Annotated in this window: 17 protein-coding genes; 2 read left to right on the top strand and 15 right to left on the bottom strand. The window is 31.7% G+C overall.

Going from position 1 to position 22593, the window contains the following annotated elements; genetic code table 11:
• Positions 1-17 precede the first annotated feature (17 nt).
• The 15 genes from ACN0WY_RS03730 to ACN0WY_RS03660 form a co-directional block, all read right to left on the bottom strand.
• Complete coding sequence (locus tag ACN0WY_RS03730) at positions 18-4208, bottom strand: contractile injection system tape measure protein (protein ID WP_417799595.1); 4191 nt, start codon at positions 4206-4208, stop codon at positions 18-20.
• Entirely contained in the window at positions 4201-6903 is a 2703-nt protein-coding gene (locus tag ACN0WY_RS03725; RefSeq protein WP_417799594.1) for a hypothetical protein, read from the bottom strand. The genes ACN0WY_RS03730 and ACN0WY_RS03725 overlap by 8 nt, the downstream gene beginning before the upstream one ends.
• Positions 6903-11393 (bottom strand): hypothetical protein, encoded by a 4491-nt coding sequence (locus tag ACN0WY_RS03720; protein WP_417799593.1) that lies wholly within the window; start codon positions 11391-11393, stop codon positions 6903-6905. Before ACN0WY_RS03720 ends, ACN0WY_RS03725 begins: the two co-directional genes overlap by 1 nt.
• Positions 11394-11396: 3 nt before the next feature.
• Positions 11397-11822, bottom strand: a complete 426-nt coding sequence (locus ACN0WY_RS03715) for a GPW/gp25 family protein (RefSeq protein WP_330488185.1) — start codon at positions 11820-11822, stop codon at positions 11397-11399.
• Positions 11815-12117, bottom strand: a complete 303-nt coding sequence (locus ACN0WY_RS03710) for a PAAR domain-containing protein (RefSeq protein WP_330488186.1) — start codon at positions 12115-12117, stop codon at positions 11815-11817. The genes ACN0WY_RS03715 and ACN0WY_RS03710 overlap by 8 nt, the downstream gene beginning before the upstream one ends.
• Positions 12118-12130: 13 nt before the next feature.
• Positions 12131-13930 carry a type VI secretion system tip protein VgrG gene (vgrG, locus tag ACN0WY_RS03705; RefSeq protein WP_417799592.1) on the bottom strand — a complete coding sequence of 600 codons (1800 nt, stop codon included), beginning with the start codon at positions 13928-13930 and terminating at the stop codon, positions 12131-12133.
• The gene (locus tag ACN0WY_RS03700; RefSeq protein ID WP_330488188.1) at positions 13927-14604 is read right to left on the bottom strand and encodes a hypothetical protein; all 678 of its coding nucleotides are present in this window, start codon (positions 14602-14604) and stop codon (positions 13927-13929) included. Before ACN0WY_RS03700 ends, vgrG begins: the two co-directional genes overlap by 4 nt.
• A gap of 3 nt (positions 14605-14607) precedes the next feature.
• The gene (locus ACN0WY_RS03695) at positions 14608-14775 is read right to left on the bottom strand and encodes a DUF5908 family protein (RefSeq protein ID WP_330488189.1); all 168 of its coding nucleotides are present in this window, start codon (positions 14773-14775) and stop codon (positions 14608-14610) included.
• 22 nt (positions 14776-14797) lie between these two features.
• Complete coding sequence (locus tag ACN0WY_RS03690; RefSeq protein ID WP_330488190.1) at positions 14798-15268, bottom strand: phage tail protein; 471 nt, start codon at positions 15266-15268, stop codon at positions 14798-14800.
• The gene (locus tag ACN0WY_RS03685; RefSeq protein ID WP_330488191.1) at positions 15258-15725 is read right to left on the bottom strand and encodes a phage tail protein; all 468 of its coding nucleotides are present in this window, start codon (positions 15723-15725) and stop codon (positions 15258-15260) included. The genes ACN0WY_RS03690 and ACN0WY_RS03685 overlap by 11 nt, the downstream gene beginning before the upstream one ends.
• A gap of 68 nt (positions 15726-15793) precedes the next feature.
• Entirely contained in the window at positions 15794-17377 is a 1584-nt protein-coding gene (locus tag ACN0WY_RS03680) for a phage tail sheath family protein (RefSeq protein WP_417799591.1), read from the bottom strand.
• A gap of 23 nt (positions 17378-17400) precedes the next feature.
• On the bottom strand, positions 17401-18243 hold the full coding sequence (locus ACN0WY_RS03675) for a hypothetical protein (RefSeq protein ID WP_417799590.1): 843 nt from the start codon (positions 18241-18243) through the stop codon (positions 17401-17403).
• A gap of 12 nt (positions 18244-18255) precedes the next feature.
• Positions 18256-19077, bottom strand: a complete 822-nt coding sequence (locus ACN0WY_RS03670; RefSeq protein WP_417799589.1) for a hypothetical protein — start codon at positions 19075-19077, stop codon at positions 18256-18258.
• Positions 19070-19645 (bottom strand): DUF4255 domain-containing protein, encoded by a 576-nt coding sequence (locus ACN0WY_RS03665; protein WP_417799588.1) that lies wholly within the window; start codon positions 19643-19645, stop codon positions 19070-19072. The genes ACN0WY_RS03670 and ACN0WY_RS03665 overlap by 8 nt, the downstream gene beginning before the upstream one ends.
• Before the next feature lie 205 nt (positions 19646-19850).
• The gene (locus tag ACN0WY_RS03660; protein ID WP_417799587.1) at positions 19851-20696 is read right to left on the bottom strand and encodes a helix-turn-helix transcriptional regulator; all 846 of its coding nucleotides are present in this window, start codon (positions 20694-20696) and stop codon (positions 19851-19853) included.
• A 238-nt stretch (positions 20697-20934) separates the two neighbouring features.
• Between ACN0WY_RS03660 and ACN0WY_RS03655 the strand changes: the two genes are divergently transcribed.
• The gene (locus ACN0WY_RS03655) at positions 20935-21789 is read left to right on the top strand and encodes an RluA family pseudouridine synthase (protein ID WP_417799586.1); all 855 of its coding nucleotides are present in this window, start codon (positions 20935-20937) and stop codon (positions 21787-21789) included.
• A gap of 35 nt (positions 21790-21824) precedes the next feature.
• Positions 21825-22499 (top strand): tRNA (guanosine(37)-N1)-methyltransferase TrmD, encoded by a 675-nt coding sequence (trmD, locus tag ACN0WY_RS03650; RefSeq protein ID WP_330488198.1) that lies wholly within the window; start codon positions 21825-21827, stop codon positions 22497-22499.
• The last annotated feature ends 94 nt before the right edge of the window (positions 22500-22593 follow it).

Here is a 22593-nt window from a genome sequence, read left to right as displayed (position 1 = left end):
AGCTCCTCTTTTTTTCTTTAAAAAGGCCACGTTACATGAAGTGGCTTTGGCATCCATGGTAATTTTATAATAGAAAAAGAAAAAGGAGATTTTAACATCAAAATATCATACGGCCTTTTTTCAACTATCAAACTCCAACGATCTTCCTCTTCTCTTAAAACGCCATTACGCACCAACCAGTTTCCTCTAAAGCCTTGTATTGAAGTTGCTCCAATAGCACTCCAATACCCAATACCCGCTTCAATAAGCCCTTCTATTAAATGCTTATGTTCACTTAACATTTGTATTTCTTCACGTATCGGTTGAGACAACGAAACACCACATAGTACTTTATTCAGTGCTAAAAAAGATTCTTCAGTCTTGGTCATTCCTGTTACTATATATTGTAAATAATGAATGGCATCTAAACGAGCTTCATCTGAAACAAAGCTGTTATCTTCTACCAGTTTGAGTCGCTCAAATAGTATTAAAAAGTAACTGTTCAACAATACTACTCCTGCATTTGGAACGGCTATACCAACAGCTAATCTAGCTTCACTTTGTTGGTTTGTATTTTCTTGTTTATCCACTTTTTTTTGAGTTGTTTTTTTAATTTTTTCCGATTTTCCCAATTCATTATAACTCATTTGTAACTGCATTGGTAATTGTATTTTCACACTCTCTAAGGCCTCTAAAAAAAGAGATTCCTCTACATCTTTCTTAGTACACACTTCCCATAACAATTCTTTCCATATTGAAGCTGCTCCTATAAGCTTCCAATTAGAAGTTACCCAGCTTTTTAGTACTTTTTTTAGAAGTATTTGCTGAATTTCTTCTGCCTTAATATTTTTTATTGAAATAGCTCTTATTGCCTTGTGCAATTTCTCTATAGCTGTTAACTGGATTTGTTGATTAGGATATAATTCTTTTAATATTTTAATTAGAGTTAAAACCTCTATTTTTTCAGCCAGTTTATACAGTTGAGTATCGGTTATTGCTTTTCTTCTTAATACTGATACTATTGTTAACGGGCTATTTCTTAAAATGTCATTCAATACTTCCTCAAATGTGATTGGTGTTGTGTGTAAAAACCAAGACGGTATTTTCCTTTCTACACATAAAGATGTTACCAGTTTTTCTAAACTAGCGGCTTTGTATTTTGATGTGATAATTTCAAACTCATACTTTTCTTTAATTGGTTTCTCTAACAACTCAAATGCGAAGCTATCTTCCTCCAATAGTTCTCGTAAAACACTGGATATTTCCATACTTTTATCTTTTATAACATGTACTACTTCCAAAGCTTTTATTTCTTTCTTTGAAAACTCTTCCAGAACTACCCTAACTAACTTTTTTAATTCTTTTCTTTCCTTACTTCCTCTAATTAGTTGTATAATGCTATTCCAAAATTTGGCTTCTATTTCTTTTGTCACTTCAGCTAACTCCTCCAGCAAACAGTATAATATTAAACCATCTTTCATGACACTACTAAGGCTATTATTTACTACATTTCGTACAATTAATGCGGTAAACTGTTTGAAAGAAATAATTAATTGTAGCTTTTCAAGTTGGTTGACTCTTATAGATTTATCCTTTAATAGCTCAAATACCAATACTGGACATTCTTCTAGAAGTAAAAGCAGTACTTCTTCTAATTGCAGTTTTTTCTTTTTTATAACGATTTCCAGAACTCCTTTTTGAATCGCTTCTTTTACATGAAATACTACTTCTTTTACTAAAAAGGTTTCTCTTTTTAGCTTTACACGATTCATTACTGTTTTTTCTTCTATAAACCGTTTTTTGTTTTTTTGTATTTGCTTTTTTTCTCTCTTATAAGCACCTAAAAACTGTAAAACGGACCTCTTAAAGAGTGTTTCAAATTTTGCTTTATCTCCTTTATAACTTTGATAGTCTGCGATACTTAACCAATAAATTTCTGTAATGATTTTCTCGAGTTCTAAAGTTGTGTAGCTCTTATAAAGTCGATTTCTTTTTTCTTGGTACTCTTTTATTAAGTTTTCTTGCAATATCCCTCCCTCTCTTAATAAGTATTGACTTATTATAGTTTCATGTTTTTTAAAGTCATTCGTATTTATCTTTTTCTCGCGAATCAAAAGAGTTAAGATTCCTGCTACCTCTTTTTGTTTGTTATGATGCTCTTTTATATACCTAGTTAACTCCTCTAGTTTAGACGATACCTTCATTGTACGAACAAGTATTTTCAACTCTCTCTTTTGAGCATTTGAAAACTCTTGACGCTCTTCTAAAAATGAGGATACAGCGCTGACAATTAACTCTTCATACAATTTATTATTTAATTGTTCTTTTTGAATACTCACTCGTACTAAAACTAGTTTTATAAAAGAAGTGGTATCTAGTTTTTGTTTGGTTATTAAGATTTTTATTCCTTCAAATAATACTAGCTTTTTTACGGTTTGTAGATTTTGAGATAACATCGAGTTTCTACGAACAACCTCATCAATACTAAGTTCTAGTTTGGTTAGTATCTCATACTGTTTGGGAAATACTTTTTTAAATAGCGGAATAACTGTTGTGATATCGTCTAGTAATTCAAGTAGTAATTCTTTAACAAATTTTTGCTTTTCATAAGCTTTCAATATTTTCCATAAAGATTTTGGATCTTCTTTAAGCCATACACGAAGAATTTTATAATATTTTTCTTTAACGTTTCCTTCTTTTCTTTTTTTCGAACCAGTTTCTAATTCATTAAGAATTTCCATCAGTTTTTCTTCGGAAAAAACAGGGATCTCTTTGGTTAGCTCTAACCTGTATAGCTGTTTTAACTCTTTAAAAACACTCAACGTTTCAGTGCTTTTATCTGTTGTTAAAATTGGAGTATTTAATATCTTTTCAAAAATTTTTATTTTTGATGTTCTTTGAGTTTTATTCAGTTCTGTTATGATATAGTTCGAAAATTCTTTACTTGAAAATACTCCATTTTTCTTTTTCAAATACTGAATTCCTTTCGAAAGCAACCATCTTTTTGACGTCTTAAAATGTTTTTCTAATTCTAATTTCTCCAAAAATGCTATCTGATTTATTATTTTTTCCGCGCAGGTAGGAGACAGTGTTTCAAATAGTATTTGCAAAGACTCTTTTGATATATTGTTACTAAGTGCTACTTCATTTAATGAATTCTTATTCAATGAGGTAATTATTTCTTTAAACCGAACTGGATTTTTGATTGATAAATGATGTATGAGTTCTTCGAGTTGCTTTTTTTGATGCGGTGTATTACGATTGTTAGCTAATTGTAATAAATGCTCTAACAACTGCCATTGCTTTTCTATTTGCTTTTTAGTTGAAGGATTTTTATAAAAAGTATTTTGCTGCTTTTGAGAAAGAATAGAAAGAATTAAAATAAAATTGTTTTTAACATACGAATGCTCGTGTACTTTATCAACAGCCTCCTCAATCAGCGCAAAGAGTTCGAGGTATTCCATGTTAAAATGCTTTGCCATTTGCTCAATATTGCTTTGTACAAATTCTATTTTATTAAACATGGTTCCTCTTTCTACAAATAGGTAATTGAGAATCCAAAACAGTAAATTCTTTTTAAAATCATGAAGTCCTGTTTTAACCATGGCTTCTCGTTCTTGGACTTTCACAAACTCTTCAGAAAACTCTATAATATAATTGTCATTACTTCTTTCTAAGCTCTTAATAATCTCTTTAACATTTTCTTCTTTTAACTGCCACGCTATTCTTTTTCTCACATATTCATGAATCCCAACTACCTTTATCATGTGCATCATTTCATACTTGTTATGCAACAACTGATGTTCAAAAATTTCATTAATCGATCCTTTTATTTTTTGATAGTTCCAAGGCATGACACCTTTTAATAAAAAGTATTTTAACGTTGCTAAATGGGTACTCTCTTTTGTCACAACTTCAATACTTTGGGCATATTTGTTTGGATGCATTAAAATATCGCTAAGTTTTAATAGCAGTTGCTCTTTTAATTTCAGATGTAAATCTTCTTGTAAATTTTTATACCTTATAACTCCTAAATCGAGTTCTAAACTTTTAATTTTAAGAGTTTGCTCTTCTGGACATACAACATCAAAAACACTCTTTATTTTTCTAGGCATGTGATGCTCACTCCAGTTACTAATCGCATTTTGAAGTTCTACCCCCTTGTCTTTATCATTAAAAGAAGTACTCCAATAGCAACGTGCTATGATATGATTGTTGTTTTTAATCACGATCTAATCCATTTAATTTAACTAGTATTTTAATCAACTTTCTTGCACTAATTGTTAAATCGGCACCATGTAATTCACCATTTTCTTGATTAAAACGTAAATTATTATACCATTTTGCATACGCAACTATTAACTCTTTGAGTAAATTGTTTTTCACAAAAAAGTTCTTTGTCGTTACTTGTACTGGTAGTTCACTTTCTAAAAAACAAGACAGCCTATTTTTAAAATCTGAAATTTTAAAACTCGAAGTCCCTTCAAAAAAATCAGGAAAAATTAACAGAAGTTCATTATCAAAAAACGAAGCTGTTATTGGTAATGAATATTCTTCTAAAGGTATTTTAACTAGCCATTTGTACACAGAATGCTCTATGTTTAGAAAAGCACTTTTCTTACAGTAGCTTTTTTCCACTTTTACGAGGGGATATATTTTTTTTAATTCTGCAAAGCCAATTTGCTTTTTTAGCAAAAGCTCTAATTTTAAAAGTTCATTATACGTTAGTTTTTGACCTAGTTTCCAGTATAATTCTCCTGTAAAATCTTCCGTAATTATTATTTCATAATCTGCCGACTCTTTTAGCAAATTAGTTTCTATACATAAAAAACCTTTTCGTTGTGTAATCAACCAATACGCATAGGCATCGTTATAGTTTATCAAGTAATCTTGATAATAAATATTCAAAGCAAATAGTAGATTTAATTTTAGCTCTATTGCCGAAAAATCTGTAAAATCTATTTGGGTTATTTTTTGCTCTTTTTCTACGTTAAGAGTATCAAAAATGAAGTTTTTTTGATTTCCCTGAATTAGCTTTTTTTGCAGCTCTTTATATTCTTTCTCTGGTAACTCATAAGAGTGTTCTATATAATTTATTGTTAATGGTGAGGCCCCTATGAAATTATATGCTTTGGTTCTGTAATACGATAAAAGCCCTAAATTTTGCAAATACAAGCTTTTGATAATGACTTTATCTTTTTGCGAATTTCCCGAATACACCGTGCCTTCAATAATAGTATCTATTAATATTGGCGACTCACCATGTCTTGCCAATAAATGATTTAGTATTTTGTTTCTTCTTTCTAAATTTACCTCTTCATCTTCCATAAAAGACATCAATCCCCACATATAAGAGTTATAAGGATCATTTTGATACTTTTCCCAACTATTATTTACTGTTTGTGTAATAGGTTGAATTTCATAACCGAACTCATGCTTTTTAAAATTGCGTAGTAAAGGACGTATATGAGGAACCTCCTTATACAATGATTGATAATAGTAGGTTGGTGAAAAACAAACAAAAGGTGATGGATACTCAGGATGTTCTTTTTCAAAAGCTGTTTGAACACTATAAAATTGTTCTTCATCAGCGGGTGCTCCTGTTACAGCGTTTTCAAAAGAAAATAGCTTATTAATACTAGCCAGTTGCATAAACTGATTAGTTAATACTTGATCGAACAATGTTAAATATCCTTTTAGCTGTCTAGATTGTGCTATTTGAAAAGCAGTTGCATTAGCACTTACTCCTTCATTACCCACAGTGTAGATGCTTGGAAATGTATTTTGAATAGAATAATAACTATTAATATCTCTATAGGTTCCTTTGGGTAACGCTGGAGCCATTTTAACCGTAGACACTTTACTAATTTGACTATTAGCATCGTCTGATCCTGATAATTCTTTTACAACGGAAGCTTTTATACTAGCACTGATATCTTTTCCTTTTGTAAAAACCTGCAAACTGTTGCTTTTATTCTCTGATGAATCAATAAAACCAAACACCAATATTTCATCCTCAGAAGAACATACTTCATACATTGTCTCAGTACCTCCAAATGACACATTTGAAATGGACAACACTCCTTTTATCGATTGAATAACTTTTGTTAATTCATAAGCTTGAACTCTGTTTTTCTTTGGAAGCATGTTACTTTCTGCAATCCATCCATTAGTTAATTTTGGTCCATTAAAAATAGTATTTGTCGTTTCTTCTTCCTTTAACTCATTATATCCTGCTTGAATTAACTTTGGAAATACATAGTTGTTTATTGCTGTTTCTATTTCTATTAAAATACTATTTACATCATGTCCGTTTTCTATTTCTAGCTCTCCATATACCTGATGCTTTTTAGTGCTAAGAGAAGTTGGATACAAAAACAATTCTCCTAGGTTTCTACAAGAATTCAGAACAAAAAAAGTATGTTCTAAAATAATGGCTTCTTGACTCTTTTTAGTTCCTTCTTTTTCTTCATTATTGGGAAAAAGTATTTCAACCTGTTTGTTTTTATCAATTCTTCGATTTATCAGTACTTCTACCTTGTAAACATTATGCTGACTTTGCAGAGGGCTTATTTGTAAGTTTACTAGTTCTTTTACTTGATCAACCACATATTTTCTAAAATCATTAATTGTAACTGGCGATGTTGTTAGTATATTTTCTGGTAGATAAAATTGATTTTTTACTATTAACTCTCCGTTCTTATCGGTTAAAATATCTTTGATTGAAAAATTAGTACAGTATCCCAATTCCGTTAAAGCAAAGCACAACTGATCTAAAATCGTAACTCCTGGATCACTTGGATTAAGATTCGTCCAAGTATTATTGTTGTTTTTTTGAATATAAGCAAGTCCCAATGCTTTGAGCTCTTCAAAGTTAAGTTCTATAGGTAATCTGGTATTTTCTATACAATTCAATGCTTCCATTACATGTAAATTATTTCTGTGTTATTTAATGATGGGACTAGTAAGTTTGATAGTTTTATATCTAAAACACTTACCGCATGATAGGGCATGCTTTTGTATATAATTTTTCCAGAGTCGTGCTCTTTTTTTCCTAGATAAAATTCTAAAAATGTAATATTCTCAACTTCTTTAAAGCTCTTTATAAACTCGGAAAGCTGGGCAACACTCACTCCTTTATTGATGGTTATTTGTTTTTGTGAAGTCGTTATCCAAGGTGATAAAAAAACATTAATACCTGTATTTATTTTCTGAGCCACTCCTTTAGGTTCGTACCCAGCAACAACTTTAACTTCTCCTTTTATTTTGACATAAATCAATTCAAAATTACTTACCTGAATATTAGCAAACCCAGAAGCTCTATGTTCTAAATATGTGTGTATTTTTTCTTGATAACATTGATTTACGAGAGGTCTGAACGCCATTGAATCGGTACTTTTTTGACTTTTTTTAACTACATATACCATCGTTTTCTTTAGCTGGTTTTCATAGCTCGTTTTTACGTAGTATACTTCGGAAAACACTTCCTTGACTTCTCTGTAATAATCTTGACTTGTTACTACCCTAGCTTTCGTTTTTAACCGTACACTTACTCGTTTGTTCATTTGCTTTTCTGTTTCAGCCATCTTTCCTCCAAAAGAAGGAAATGGTTGCACAACGGTAGCAATTTCGGGGATGGATGTATACGGACTTTCAATTACATCTGCCTTTATTTCTGGTCTTTCCAAAGTACTTTTATACGTTTCTCCTGTTCGTTGTAATTCAAAACCGTTTGTCTTTAAAAAAGTAGTTTCACAATATGCATCTGGATTGTTTTTCACTCCAATACATATCCAATACTTATCATTGGGCATTGTGGTATGTGTAGTTGCGATACTTGACGGAATGTTACAGGTAACAATACCTGAACAACCAAATCCACCAGTTGTGTCTGAAAGTAAAGGCAATGCTTCCCAACTATATTGTGCTAAATATTTATAGTTAATTTCTTGTTTACCGTGATTTGGGACTGTATAACTTTGTGCCAGCTCAAAATAAAAACTCACTGCTGCGGGGGCTTTTACTTTTTCTAATGCTAAAAACAAGTTTCCTTTATTTTCAACTTTTGGTAACAATGCAGGGAAACCATTTCGTATCTCAGCATTTCTTTTCTTCGTTAAACTAGTATCATATACTTTATAGTTTTTAAAAACATCGTAATAAAAACATTGTAATGGATATTCATTTTCTTTATGTAAAAAGTTATACGTTACGCTACTTGTATATTCTCCTTTAAATACGCCTACAACAGGTGTATAGGGTTCATTTGCCGGTTTAGCTAATGGGTACTTAATCTTTCCATCTTTAAAGTTCAACGCTATACCGTCGGCATTATATAAGGCTATAGCACTAACTATTTTTGAATACAATGCTGATCCAAACCCGTATTTTGGACCTATCAATTGCATACGTATAAATCCTGTTGACGTTTGTTCAGTAAATTCTATAGGTACATTTTGAATCGTAGGATTTATATCTTTTTGAACTTTTGAAATTTTTGTAGATCCAAAAACACTATCGCTATTAAGTTTACTTATTCGAACTGTGGCATTTTTTTCAATTCGCTGAATGTTTATATTAACAACTTCTTGAAAAGAAAATCTTTCTTGGATCTTTATGGTATGTTCTATACCCACATCTCCTTCAAACTGCAACTTTCCATGAATATCAAAATTAGTAGTACCTTTTAGTTCATCTTCAAGAACTAAGTTTCCTACACAATTTATGTGAGTACTTGAGTTTTCTGGATGTAGTATTAATAAATCGTTTAAATTTATGTCTTTTTTTAACCTAACAATTTCTTTTCCTCTAGCTGTTAGCAAATCGCTTACTGTCAAATTCTTATTAACTTCAAAAACGTCTTCAATTTTTAAGTGAGCATTGATAGATAGTTGGTTTTTAACTTCTAAATCTAATGAGGCTACTTTATGATTTTTATAAAACACTATTTTCGAACTCTTTAAGTGGTTTTGAATTTCTAATGTATTATCCACGCTTACTTTTTCATTTAATAGAAAAACATCAGCTGCCTTTAAGTCTTGATTAAACTCAAAAAGTTCGGTTACCTTTACTTTTTCTTGATTTTTTGTTAAGTAATTAATACTTAAATCTTCTTTTATTTTTAAAATATCACTGACAACTAATCGTTCTTCTATTTTTAAAAATCCTTTTATTTTTAGAGCAACTTCTATCGATAATTTGTCATTTATATTTAGGTTCGCCCTCACCTTTAAAACCTCTTTAATCGTAAATAACTCATCAACTTCTAGTTGCTTTTTTATGGTTAATACATCTCTAACTTTTATACTGGCATTGACATAGTGTATCTTTTGAAACAATTCTCTTTTGTAGGTATCGGACTTCTTTTTTAGAAGTAAACTATCTAAAAAAGAGTTACTTGTATTCATTTCAAACGGAATCCATTCTTTATTTTGAAGTAATTGAAATACTACTTCAAAGCACTCATCATTAAATGGCGTATCGTAAATGGGGGTTGTTATTACTCTCTTCTTTTTATTAAAAGGCCATATTCTGCTAAAAAATGGTGTTTCCTTTTTTTCTTTAGCTTCAATAATACTAGGTAAGTCATTATAATAACCTGCCAAATATTTGTTGTACTGTTGGTAGTAACTTGTAAAAGCAGTGGGTAAATTATTCCAGTTTAATTGTATTGAAAATTTTTTTACTGGCTTGCTAAAAATTTCAGAACTGCCAATCATAAAACTTTGGTCTTTTTCGGGCGTGGGACCTAAAGGTTGAAAAGGTTTTTCCGTTGCTAACAATCCATAATCGTTATACAGTTGAAAAGAGTTTATTTCTTTTACAGCTACTTTTATTTCTAACGATTTAATTTGGGGAGGGTTTGTGATATCCACAAATTCATCATAACTCATTTTAAACATAGGCCACGAACTTACTATGCCATCTGGATTTTCTTGAAAAGAGACTATTGCAGGACTAGTTTTTCCAAGAGTAATTTTAAAATGAACTTGGTATTTGTTGTTACTATTGCTAGTTATTTCAATATTCTCTTTAGATAGCGCATACCACGCTTCTTCTGTGCTTAAATAATATTTTCCTCTTTTAAAAAAACTCAGACTATTTACTTTAGTTAAAAAAGTAAAGCTTAGATGTACCTCTCTATCTCCTTCTTTTAGTTGTAATACAGGAGATGCTATTGCAAAACCTAATCGTACGTCTTTTCCTTCGGGAGTATTTTGTGAACCAAACGTTTTCCAACCTTCAATGTTTCCTCCTTCATTTCTTTGTACTGTTCCTACGTCTTCAACTTGCTTTTTATAGAGTTTAGATAAACCGTTCTCTTTGTTTTTTTGAGTAAGTGTATATGCTTCTGAAATACTAGCTGGATTCAAGGAAACATTATTTATAGCTTTAAATAAAATTGTTGATTCATCAGCATACTGTCCAGCTGTAAATAATGTATCTTTTTTTAACTGAAAAGGAATCTTTACTTCAGACAAATCTGCACATACAAAAACTGAATCGGCTTTAGCTAACTGTTTTTTTTGACGTAAAATGTCTTTATAATAAAATCTTAAATGTTTTTCTGTGAGTCCATTCAATTGATTTTTATAAATTTTCATCAATTCTGTGAATGTTTGAAGTAACAAAGTATCAGGAAATAAACTTTTCTCTTTTTTTATGTTTTTAAATTCTACAAATGAATATTCTATAATACTATTGAAGAATGAAAAAATAATTTCTCCTGTTGTTTTTAACGAATTGTAAAAATCATATGCTGTATTTTCTTTTAATGGATAGGCAAGTGCTAGCAATTCCGAGTACGGAATTTTCACATCAGCTTGTTTCCAAATTTTTGGATTGAATGTGGTATAAAAATATTTGTTTACTGAAGTTATGCCTTGTATTTGTTTGCTTATGTGTAGTTGCTCTTTTAACCAAAGAAGTGCCCACAAAAACTGACTATACTTTTCTTTTACTTGGTTAATCGTATAGTTTTTTAAATTATAGGTAAGGGGTGATTCTAACATATAATGAATCCATCTTTCAACGAGATGAAAAACACTTAGTAGTTGATTAAATAACTGGTTAAAACAATTTGCGATGCTTTTGTGCTGTTTGTTGGCTTCTGGAGTAGTTTTTTTACACACCAGTAACTCTTCTAAACTTATACAAGTTTGTACGAACAAAGAATGTATTTTTTGATAAGGTGTCTTTGCTATTGAAGCAATTAAAAACACTGGATCTTTGAGTAAAAAAGGACTCCAATCTCCATTTACTGAATTTGTTTTATCATAAAAATTAAGTAACGATGCGAAGTTGGCCAAAAAATTCAAATCATCTTTCTCTGTTCGACTATCAATCAAACGAGTGTGATTCTCTAGCGCTAATTCTAGCGAGTTAAGTATTTTATTTTGGTCAATTACATTCATTTATTACAAGTTGGTTCCTTCTTTTAAATAGAAAGGATATACATAGTTATGTCGTGTATTTGTTTGGTTGTATTCATAATCTATCGTAACCTCTACTAGGCCCTCTAAAACATCAATATACTCTACTTCAACATTTAAAACACTTATTCTAGGTTCATTATTTAGTAAGCTATTTGTTACTGTGTCTTTTATTTCAGCTTTAAGAGTTTCATTCATTTCTTGAAAAAAATACTGCTGAAGACCAGAACCAAATTGTGGATTCATAGGTCGTTCACCAAAATTGGTTTGCATAATTACCTCTATAGAATCTTTAATATTATTCTCATATCTAGTAATTTCAAGTTGGTAATTTCCTACTGAAAATGTTACTGGGAAAGCCCAACCTGCCCCTAAAAATTCCTTCTTTCTATTTACATTAATATTACCCACCTATCATTACATTAAAAGCTCCTAGCATTATTTTTCCACCATGTGCTGTTGGGTCTCCCATTCTGGCTGCTGGCATTCCTCCTATTTTTACAGTTGCAGAGCCTTTTACAATTGTATCTGGAGGCCCTACACATACTAACATATCTCCTACTTTTGCTGCAGGTAATTTTCCTATTAATACATTTGGTTGCCCTGGGCCAACAATCGGACCTCCAACATGTGGTATGGGTGAAGGTACCGCTGGTGTTTGCATAGGACATTCATGAAAATCTGTTAATCTTGCTGCTGGTGGCATATTTTTGTTTTTATTAATTAATCATTACCATTGCTCCTTTAATGGTCGTTTGAGCTCCTGCTTGTAATTCTGCTTGAGCGTTTCCTTTGGCTGAAAACTTAACATTGGCTGTTTGTTTAATATTGGTTCCTTTTACAGTAACATCTCCTGGAGAACTGTCTACAACAACCCCTTGTTTTCCTTTTATTGTTACTTTTTGAGTGGCTTCTATTGAAATATTTTTTGCACTTTTAATAGCTATCCCGCTAGAAGACATTACAATACTGTTACTATGTTGATCTTTTATGGTTACCTCTTTTGTTTTGTCATTAAAAATGGCTGTGTTTTTACTAGGGGTTTCTATGGTAAACACTTTATTTTCATCATCAAACTCAATAAAAACTCCCTGTTTAGATACAATTGCTTTCTTTGTGTTTTTTTGGTTTGGTGCTAAGCTCTTAAAGGGTTTGTTTTTTGTGCTACTGTATAAGCTTCCTAAGATTATAGGGTATCTTGGGTCTTCATTTAAAAAACCTACCACCACCTCATCCCCCACTTCAGGTAAAAAAAAGGCTCCTGCTCCTGATGTTGCATAAAAATTGGCTAAACGAGCCCAAACTCCTTGTCCTTTCGAATCAAATAATGGGATATCTATTAGTATCCTATATTGATTATCCGGGTCTTCATACAGCTTCTTAACCGTGGCATTAAAGAGTCCTTGAACACCAGGTAACAATCCTGAAGCAGGAGGCGCCATTACATCTGGTTCTTCCGTAAACCAACTAGGAGATAATCCTACGGTTACTTCAGTTATCCAATTTCCTTCTGCGATAGTGTGTATAATATTAGACATTAAATGATCTCCATTAAATCGATCTCCCAAGCCAGTTAACGTTATATATTTTCCCGGATTTACATTATTACTTCCTTGAAACTTAACCTCTCCTCTTATTTTTGAAAACTCACTTTTAAGGAGTGTTGCTTTTGACCAATTGGTCAAATCTGCTGCTGCTAAAGGTGCAGTGGTTTGTACTTTAAATTCTTTTAACCCTACTACTTCTGATAATTTTTTACTAGATAAGTTTCCTGCTCCTGCATAATTATTACTGGCGGAACTTGCTGTTATTTTTTGAGAAGGAAATCCCCATGACTCCCCTTTTACTGAAGCTAACTGAGTTATGGCATCTAAATCGGCATTGAACTCTAACAAGTTGTTTCCATACTCAATTTCAAGCACAGATTTTTTATCTTTATCAGGTGGAAAAACAGCTACTTTACCATTAAGTGTTGTTACCACCATCCCATTTATTTCTGCTCTAGACATAATAAAATCCCAATCAGTTGTGTAGTATTGTACTTGTTCTGCCCACTTGGTTTTTGTAGCTGTTACATCGGCTGATAAACCTGAATATGCGCCTATAATTGAAGAAATTATTTCACTATCTTTTTTCTTGGAGAAAGTAAGGCTTTTACGTCCTACAATCATACGAATGGCCTCATCTCTGCATTCAACTTCTAATGTAGGGCCAGTGGTTCCGTGTACTCGTATATTTTGTTTGGTTATTATTCCTTCAAAAACAGGTTCATTTACAGAGTCATAACCTACTGCTATTTGTACTTTATTCCCTGGAACAAAAGTTGTAGAGGAGCTTACAGAAAATCCTTCAGTAGCAGCATTTCCATCGAGAATTACTAGAGTCGCTCTTGCTATTCTGTTTATAGATTTTTCAACAATAATACGTTCTACCTCAACAGTATCTGGAATTATCTTACCGTCAACTTTTATATCAAAAGTTACCAATCCTCCACTTTTTATGTCTGTTGTTCCACTCATGATACTATAGGTTTAATAATTGGAGGAAAAATTAATTCTTGTCCTCCTTTTAATTTTCTAAACTTATTTAACCCGTTATATTTTGCTACCTGTATATAATGATTGGGCGAATTCCACACCTTATTGCATAATTGAGGTAAACTTTCACCTTCAACTACTTCTACTAAATGTGTAACATCTGGTGACTCTTTTTTTTCTTTCTTTTTTTTCTTTTTTTCTGATACGTATTCTCCAAAACTCAATGAAATTTTTGCTCTTAGCGGACTTCCATCTGGTCTAAACAATGTATAGGTAGTATTAAACGTTTTTAAAACACTATTAAACGATAAGTTGGCTCCCCATTGAATTTTCACATAATTAGGACGATGAATTTTACCATTGTATGTATATACAATATCTTCTAAGGCTTTAATTTCTTTAGCCATATCAATTCTTTTTGAGAAGACTACCCCTGTACAATCAATTACAATTTCAAAACTTAATTCATCACTAGGTGTGTTTTTATACTTCTGAGAAGGTTTGCTAGAATCTATCGGTTGTTGCTCGTTGTAACAAATCTTTCTATTCCACTTTATAGAATTTGGATTGATCATTACTTTGTAAGGTTCTCCCGGAAGAGCTGTGCTAAAATTTTCATCAGTATATCCTGTTATTTTCAAAAATTCTAGTCCCATAATTTATCGTCTATAATTTGTTTTTCTCACTCCTTCAGTAAGCATGCGTTTACACATTTCCATCAATTCTTCTTTCAAGACATTAAAATCTTGCTCTTCAAAAGATGTAGATTGCTCTTTTTCGGTAATGATTTGAGTTTTTATAACTAATTCTCTAATTTCTACAGGCATTTGTTTGCTTTTAATACTCGTGTTAAGATGTTGTAAAATGTATGTAGGCCAATTCTATTGTATCGATTAAAACTTCACTCTCTTGTGATTTAAGATCAGAAATTGAATATTTAATTGGGTATGCTTTATAAAAATTCCACTTCATAGATACTTGTCCTTCCTTATTCAAAAGGTTTACTGAAACTGTTTTGGTTTGTATCGGTTTAGCCAAACCGCCATCTATAGTTTCTTTACACCATTTAGTTAATGCATCTCCTTTAGGTACCAGTGCTCTTTTGAGCACCAAGTTTTTACTGACTGAAACAGCAGGGAGGCGGTATTTAAACCTATTTTCTCCGCCTCCTGCTACTTCTTCTACTGTTTGTTCTTTGGTTAGACCTGATACTTGTTGAAAAGGCAAACCTTCACTACTATCAAATGAAACAGAAAAATAAAAGCCTACAGGAAATTTACCTACTTTATCTTCTGTCTTAGCCTTGTTCTTATTTGCCATTTGTTATAATGAGTTCTTCATGTGCAATCTCAATAGTATCGACAGCAACTTCGTTTCCATCAGATTTTAAATCGGTACTCGATATTTTGGTTGGCCATGCATTATTTAACTGCCATTGCATCGTTACATTACCGCCTTCATCTAATAGTTTTATAAGTACTGTTCTACGTTTAATTGTGTTCATTTTTATTTCTGCATGCCAATCCCAAAAAGTATTGTCATTTACAAACACTCCACGCTTCATAGTTACATTACCGTATTTAACAATTCCTGGCATTTTCTCTGTAGAAAACAACGGACTATTACTTTTACGATATTCTATAATTTGGTTCTCTACATCCATTCCAGATACTTCCTGAAATGCGACTCCTGTTAATTCAGTTCCTAAGTCTACTTCAAATCGGAACTTTGGCATGGGCCATGTTGCGCCTTCTACGCTACCGTCATCTGTTGCCATAATTTTCTTTTTTTATTTATATTAATTTGTTTGGTTATTTCTTTTGTTTTAAATCCCTAGTCTTTCTATTAACTAGAGGTAGCCATTTGTTGTTGGAAAGTCAACACTATAAATTCGGCAGGTCGTACAATTGCTACTTTTACTGTTACATTCATAAAACCGTTTAAAATGTCTTCAGAAGTCATTGTTGTTCCCAAACCGCACTCTACTGAAAAAGCATCAGAAGCACTTGCTCCTTGTAAACCACCTTGTTTCCATATTCCATTTAAAAAGCTTCCAATCATTGCTTTTACTGCTTCCCATGTATTCTTATCGTTAGGAGCAAATACATAAGCATTTGCTGCTAGTTTACAAGATTGCTCCAAAAAAATCATTGTTCTTCTTACTGATAAATACCTCCAATCTTTACTATTCCCATCCAATGTTCTTGCTCCCCATATTAAAATACCCAATCCATTAAAAAATCGAATGGCATTAATAGATTTACCTGAAATGGCATCTACGTTTAAATCAGCTTGTTGTGTTTCCGATAAACTTATTGGTAGGTTTACGGCGTCTACCATAGAAGTATTTGCTGGTGATTGCCATGGTCCAACTTGGTTATCTACCGTAGTTATTACTCCTGCCATACCTCCACTAGGTGGTAATAGGTTTGCATCTTGTAGTACATGAGCTATGATAGTGCTATATGTTGGACTCGCTACTAGCAACGAATTATTGTACTGACTAACTGTTAGTGCTTTTCCATTTGGTGGATTTTGAATATTTGCTATAATAGCATCAACCGTCACGTTAGGATTATCAGAAGGGCTTAAAATATCTTTTAATTTTGCTACATCTCCTCCAAAAAGATTTGTATAATCAATGTCTGTAGATTGCATTACTGTTGTTCCTACAAAAGGATAGTAAGCTGTTCCATAATCTAACCCATTAGATCCTGTACTATTACGAAATGCCTCAATATCATCCATATACATTAATGGATCTGGATCATCACCACCAATAATGTCAAAAATACATACTGCTGTTTGCATTTCTGTAGACTGTAATAGCATGGCTTGCATTAAAGAGGCATTGTTTTCTACTGATAATAATGTTGCCTCTGGACATATATACATTGTTGGTTCTTGCTCTTGCTTAAGCAAGGCTAAACCATTGGTTAATTGATTGATTTGCACATTTGGATTCACCACGTGTTCACCAACAGTTGCAGGAGTTCCCGATGGTGTCCCGTAAGCCCCAACTGAAACGATATAAGCATCTCCTCCTCCATTATCATAAAACAATTTTATACTATTATATAGGTAGTAAACTGTACTAGGATCTGGTAAAATTGAGTAAAAATCACTCCCAATCATCATGTAGTCTCCTTTTGTAGGCTGACTATCTTGTTTTACTAAATAATATTCTGGTTCGTATTGTTTTGCAGGGTCTGCGGGCGCAGGTGGATTGGGCAAGCAAAAAATAGCTTGAAAATCTGCGAACGATGTAATTTTTGTAGGTACATTCGTGTACGATTTCCCTTCGTACATAGCTTGTGGCGTATACCCAATAAATGCGGGAACTGCAGTAGCAACAGGTACTACTGAGTTTCCAAAAGCATTTACTTCATTGATATAAACCCCTGGAGATTTAATGGTTGATAAATTCATAAAACATTTGGTTATAGTTATTTTTAGTTATTTTCTTGATACTGAAATTTTTTAATTACTACTTCTTGTTCTTTCGAAGGAGTGTAATTTTGTGGCTGTCTCCATAAATTTAAATGCACAGTTTGACACCCTTCATTCGGAATGTATTGATTTTGATTCTTTGCTGTTGTCCAAGTGATATTAGGTGTAGTTGGTAAACTCTTTAAGTCATATAAACCATAGTAAATTGAATAAACTACAGGTGTATTTTGGCTTTTCCAATCCATTACAATTGTTAGTTCTCCATTGTCTTGTAATGTAATTCTATGTACATTTCCTGAGGGTTCCCAAGGCTGTAATGTAAATTGTGCATTTGTTGGATCACTAGTGTTATTCCACCTACTGCACTCCAACATATCCAGTTCTCTATGACTATTAATTATTGAAACATCGTTTTCAAATTGATACGTAAACACTCCAAAACAGCAGTTATTGGCTATATCGTTAAAATTGCCTGTTGTTGTTTGTGCTGCTATTAAATACCTTCCATACCCCGGATATTTACGCTTTGGAGGATTGCTTACAGTATTAGGATTATCAGCTATTTCTCCCCACAATACTAACTCTACAGAAGACCATTGCTTAGGTCCATTTGGCAATTGCGTTTCTTTCATTTTTAAATGCAATCCTTCTTTATCTACAGATGCACAACTCGGATCCCATTGCTGATTATTAAACCAATATCCTGAGTTTGAAATTCCGAACGGATAATTTGTCCACCAATAGTATCCATCAAACTCTAGCATTCCGTTAACAGAAGTTGCATTAGGTTCCTTTGCTCCCTGAGGCATTGGGTTTCTTTGTTTACACGTATTTAATTTATTCATTACTTATTTATTTTATACATATACATACATTAAAGAGACAACAACCAACTCTGATTCACTTCTTTTTATTTCAATAGTGTTAGGATTGGGTGCCGGTAACCCTTTACAAATCACCCTTGTTCTAGCCTCTCCATTTTTCTTTGTATTGCTTATTAAATTAAATTGGTATTTCGGAACTTCAGACAAGGGCAATACGCCCTCTTTTAAAGAAAACTCTTGGGCTTTTTGTCCGTTTTGAAGTATTACATCAAAGGGACCTTTAAACTGTTTCTCTGATTTTCCTGTTATTGACAGTTCTCCTAAATTTTGCTTACTATTATTTAGTATAAAATATTTCCATTGTGTTTCTCTAGCTTTAAATTGAATTTTATAATTTGCTAATTCTTTACTTTTATCTAGCTTTATTAACTCTTGAAAATGTATGGAAACCCTTGATAGTATGTTTGCTTCTTGTTTTTTTGTAAAACTTGGAATCAACTTTTTTTCTTTATTACTGGTTTCTACCGAAGCACTACTGAATTTAATAACTCCTAATTGATTTACTGGTAAATTTGTATAATGGTAAAATTGTTGGTTTGTAGTTGTTATATTAAAATTGAATGACTCCTCTCCCGTTGTTAACGTGATATAATTTAAAAACTCTTCTATAGTTTTTTCTGTTTGAGTATAAAACTCAAAGCCATTATCTATGACTTTTAATTTTAAAGAAAACCGTTTAATAATACCTTTCGTTTCTTTTGATGCTACATACACCAAACCTTTACATATATTATTTACAAAATAGGTATGCATTACCTCTACACGAAACATCTTATAAAAACTGCTTTTAAACATCTTTTGAAGTATTTGAAGTGCTTGTAATTTCTGATGTAAAGCCTTTTATTTCATTTGAGGAAATACTAATCAGCTTCATCTTATAAATAACACTAGGTTGATATTTGGCTCCTAATGCACTCCATAAATTGTGCATTTGTTGATAACCATCTCCTTTTTCAAACTCAAACTCCAAACGTGAAATACCTTTTGGAATACTTGAGGAAGTATTAGCATCTAACGCGGTATGTATTTGAAAAAATTGTATGGAAGCATTTAAAAATTTTAACACCTCATTATAGTCTTCAAAATTTGGAGATATTAATATGTACAAATTATAGCGTTCTTCTAATGGCTTATGCACATAATTTCCATTCTTACTCTGGTTATTTCTACTGTAAAAAGATTTGACTGTTTCTTGCCCTATGTGAATTAATGTTATAACTACCTTATTTTGATTTTCAATAGGTACGGCTCCCTTCTGGTCTATTATATTATTCGCTACAACAACATCATCACTTAATCCGAATTTATTCTTTAAAAACTGATTAAGCATATTGCTTGTAAATTGTAACGACTTAAAAATCATTGCTTTTCGGGGGATATTAGTTTGGCACTTCCAAAGTTAAACACAAGAAACAGAGCCACCTAAAAACAACGATATACAAATCATAGACATACTTTTAACTTTCAACTTTTTCATAGACAAAACGTAGACATCCAATTTTAATCCAATAAAAAAGTGACTCTTTTTAAGAGTCACTTGTATCCTGTTTTTCTAATTATTCCTTCTCTTAAAAAGAACGAATAAAACTTTTTAAATCTTGTTTTTTTTCTAAAATCATTTTTTTCTTTAATCGATATTTATGTGTTCGAACACTTTCTTTACTAATTCCTAAAATATACCTTATATCTTCATTAGACATATTCATTTTTAAATAACAGCAGTATTTAATATCCTTTACCGTTAAACATGGGAATTTATGGGTTAACTCTTTGATAAATCCGGGATTGATATTTTCAAAATACACTTTAAAATCATCCCAATGATTTGTTCTAGTATTAACTTTTATATTGTTTATAATAGAATTCAACCTCCCTCTAGTAGGATAATCTACTGATAAACTTAACTCTTTTATTCTCTCCATCATGCTTTTTAACAACGCTTTTTTTTGATCTAATTCTAAAACATAACGTGCCAAATTTTTATTTTCTGTAAGAAACGATGGTTCTCCATTTCTGTTAGTATTTAAACTCGATTTATGATGCACACTACTAAGAGATAAAATACTTTTAACATTGCATAATAAGTGTTTACTTCCTAAACTATTTTCAAGTGTTTGAATCATTACTGGAGTATTTTCTAATGAAAAATCCACAGTTTCATACCTGTTTGTTAAACAAAGTACTGGCGCTACTACTTTCGAAAACGAATTAAATAAGTATTTAATTTCTATGTTATTATTTTTAAAACTAAGAATGATAAGTTTTGGCGTAATTGTGTGCAAAAATTCTTTTAATAGTTTAATTGAATTCACGGTAACTGTGCTATAGCCACGCAAATCATCTAACTCACTTACTATTCTTGAAACAGTATGCGTCGTATCTGAAGCAACGATTATGTAGTGATTTTTTTTCAAAAGCTAATTAAGTACAAGGTGTCCTTTTAAAAAATTAACACCTTATAAATTTGGTTAAAGACTATTTAAGAGTTCTTTTTGCTTTGTACACATACTCAAAGACTTACCATTTAAAAGTCGCTTTTTTTCTAACATGCTTCCTGTTTTTTTCTATCAGTGCTAAAAAAAAAGGTAAGAACGTAACGTAATTGATAACCAAAAATATTTGCTTAGTTTTGAATAAAATAAGTGTTTCCTCTTGAAAATTTCTGAAACTCACATCGTAAAAAACATAAAAATTCCTATTCGGTTACAAGAATATGCTGTTGGAATCTTTAAAACCATTCTTACTAAATCTGGTATAAAAAAAGCGATTAAAAAAGGACTTATAAAGGTGAATGGTAAAACAGCTACCACTGCTTTATATATAAATGGAGGAGAAACAATCAACTTATTGGAACCTGAAGCCTGCCTCAAGAAAAAATATTTTAATTTTCCTTTAGAAGTTCTTTTTGAAGATGATTATTTAGCTATTATTCATAAACCAGCAGGAATTTTGGTTAGCGGGAATTCTTTTGCCACAATTGATAACGCCCTTACACAAAACTTACAAAAAAGTACTGTTTTTAATGCTACTCGTCCTCGCCCCATACATCGATTAGATTATCCAACAAGCGGATTGTTACTCATTGGAAAAACAACTGAAAGTATACCTGTATTAAACCAACTGTTTGAAAAAAAAGAAATTCAAAAAACATACCATGCAATTTGCATTGGAAAAATGGAAAGAAGCGGAGAAATTGATACTCCTATTGATGGTAAAAATGCGGTCACTTCTTTTGAAGTTATACAATCCGTTGAATCTTCTCGATTTGATTTCTTAAACTTGGTAAAGCTACATCCTAAAACAGGAAGAAAACATCAATTGCGTAACCATTTATTTACTATAGGCAACCCCATTTTAGGTGATAAAGAATACTTTTTAGAAAATAAAATTTTAAAAGGAAAAGGATTGTTTTTACATGCATCTACCCTCACTTTTACACACCCATTTAGTAAAAAAAACATAACTCTCACGAAAGAACTTCCAAAGAAATTCAAAAAAATATTCTGACAATATATCTCCTATAAAACATCTATCTTTGTCGCATGCGAATAGATATTATTACGGTAGAACCCGATTTAATAAAAAGCCCATTTGAAAACTCAATGATGAAAAGGGCTATTGATAAAGAACTTGCTGAAGTTCATTTTCATAACCTACGAGAATATGGTTTTGGTAATTATCGTCAAATAGACGATTATCAATTTGGTGGAGGCGCAGGAATGGTTTTAATGATTGAGCCTATAGCTAAATGCATTGACAAACTACAATCTGAAAGAACATATGATGAAATCATATACATGACGCCTGATGCTAAAACCCTTAATCAAGTTACAGCAAACACCCTTTCATTACAAGAAAATATACTTATTTTAACAGGACATTACAAAGGAGTGGATCAACGCGTTCGTGATAAATATATAACCAAAGAAATCTCTATTGGTGATTATGTGTTAACTGGCGGAGAATTAGCTGCTGCTGTTTTATGTGATGCTGTTATTCGATTAATACCTGGAGTTTTAGGCGATGAAACTTCTGCTTTAACCGATAGTTTTCAAGATAATTTACTATCTCCTCCTGTTTACACAAGACCTTCAGAATATGAAGGTATGAAAGTTCCAGAAGTCTTATTATCAGGTAATTTTCCTAAAATTGAAGAGTGGCGCTCTGAACAAGCATACAAAAGGACTAAAGAAATACGTCCAGATTTATTAGATTAACTAGTAATCAGTGATTTATTTATTTTTTTTATCAAAAGAAAAGTTCTAAATTTGCAGCCACAAAATCAACCTCTGACGAAAATCGTGAATGTTG

It is taken from the genome of Tenacibaculum sp. (assembly GCF_048269885.1).
In the GTDB taxonomy this organism is placed as follows: domain Bacteria; phylum Bacteroidota; class Bacteroidia; order Flavobacteriales; family Flavobacteriaceae; genus Polaribacter.
The sequence above is the reverse complement of the archived record's forward strand: the minus strand, read 5'-3'. Positions and strand labels throughout refer to the sequence as shown.

What these genes read in the sequence shown, in the direction of transcription:
- ACN0WY_RS03665 (WP_417799588.1), bottom strand. Translation starts at nt 19,645, where the DNA reads ATGATTTTTAAGTCGTTACAATTTACAAGCAATATGCTTAATCAGTTT.
- ACN0WY_RS03690 (WP_330488190.1), bottom strand. Translation starts at nt 15,268, where the DNA reads ATGGCAAATAAGAACAAGGCTAAGACAGAAGATAAAGTAGGTAAATTT.
- ACN0WY_RS03720 (WP_417799593.1), bottom strand. Translation starts at nt 11,393, where the DNA reads ATGAATGTAATTGACCAAAATAAAATACTTAACTCGCTAGAATTAGCG.
- trmD (WP_330488198.1), top strand. Translation starts at nt 21,825, where the DNA reads ATGCGAATAGATATTATTACGGTAGAACCCGATTTAATAAAAAGCCCA.
- ACN0WY_RS03700 (WP_330488188.1), bottom strand. Translation starts at nt 14,604, where the DNA reads ATGGGACTAGAATTTTTGAAAATAACAGGATATACTGATGAAAATTTT.
- ACN0WY_RS03695 (WP_330488189.1), bottom strand. Translation starts at nt 14,775, where the DNA reads ATGCCTGTAGAAATTAGAGAATTAGTTATAAAAACTCAAATCATTACC.
- ACN0WY_RS03670 (WP_417799589.1), bottom strand. Translation starts at nt 19,077, where the DNA reads ATGTTTAAAAGCAGTTTTTATAAGATGTTTCGTGTAGAGGTAATGCAT.
- ACN0WY_RS03675 (WP_417799590.1), bottom strand. Translation starts at nt 18,243, where the DNA reads ATGAATAAATTAAATACGTGTAAACAAAGAAACCCAATGCCTCAGGGA.
- ACN0WY_RS03685 (WP_330488191.1), bottom strand. Translation starts at nt 15,725, where the DNA reads ATGGCAACAGATGACGGTAGCGTAGAAGGCGCAACATGGCCCATGCCA.
- vgrG (WP_417799592.1), bottom strand. Translation starts at nt 13,930, where the DNA reads ATGAGTGGAACAACAGACATAAAAAGTGGAGGATTGGTAACTTTTGAT.
- ACN0WY_RS03725 (WP_417799594.1), bottom strand. Translation starts at nt 6,903, where the DNA reads ATGGAAGCATTGAATTGTATAGAAAATACCAGATTACCTATAGAACTT.
- ACN0WY_RS03710 (WP_330488186.1), bottom strand. Translation starts at nt 12,117, where the DNA reads ATGCCACCAGCAGCAAGATTAACAGATTTTCATGAATGTCCTATGCAA.
- ACN0WY_RS03680 (WP_417799591.1), bottom strand. Translation starts at nt 17,377, where the DNA reads ATGAATTTATCAACCATTAAATCTCCAGGGGTTTATATCAATGAAGTA.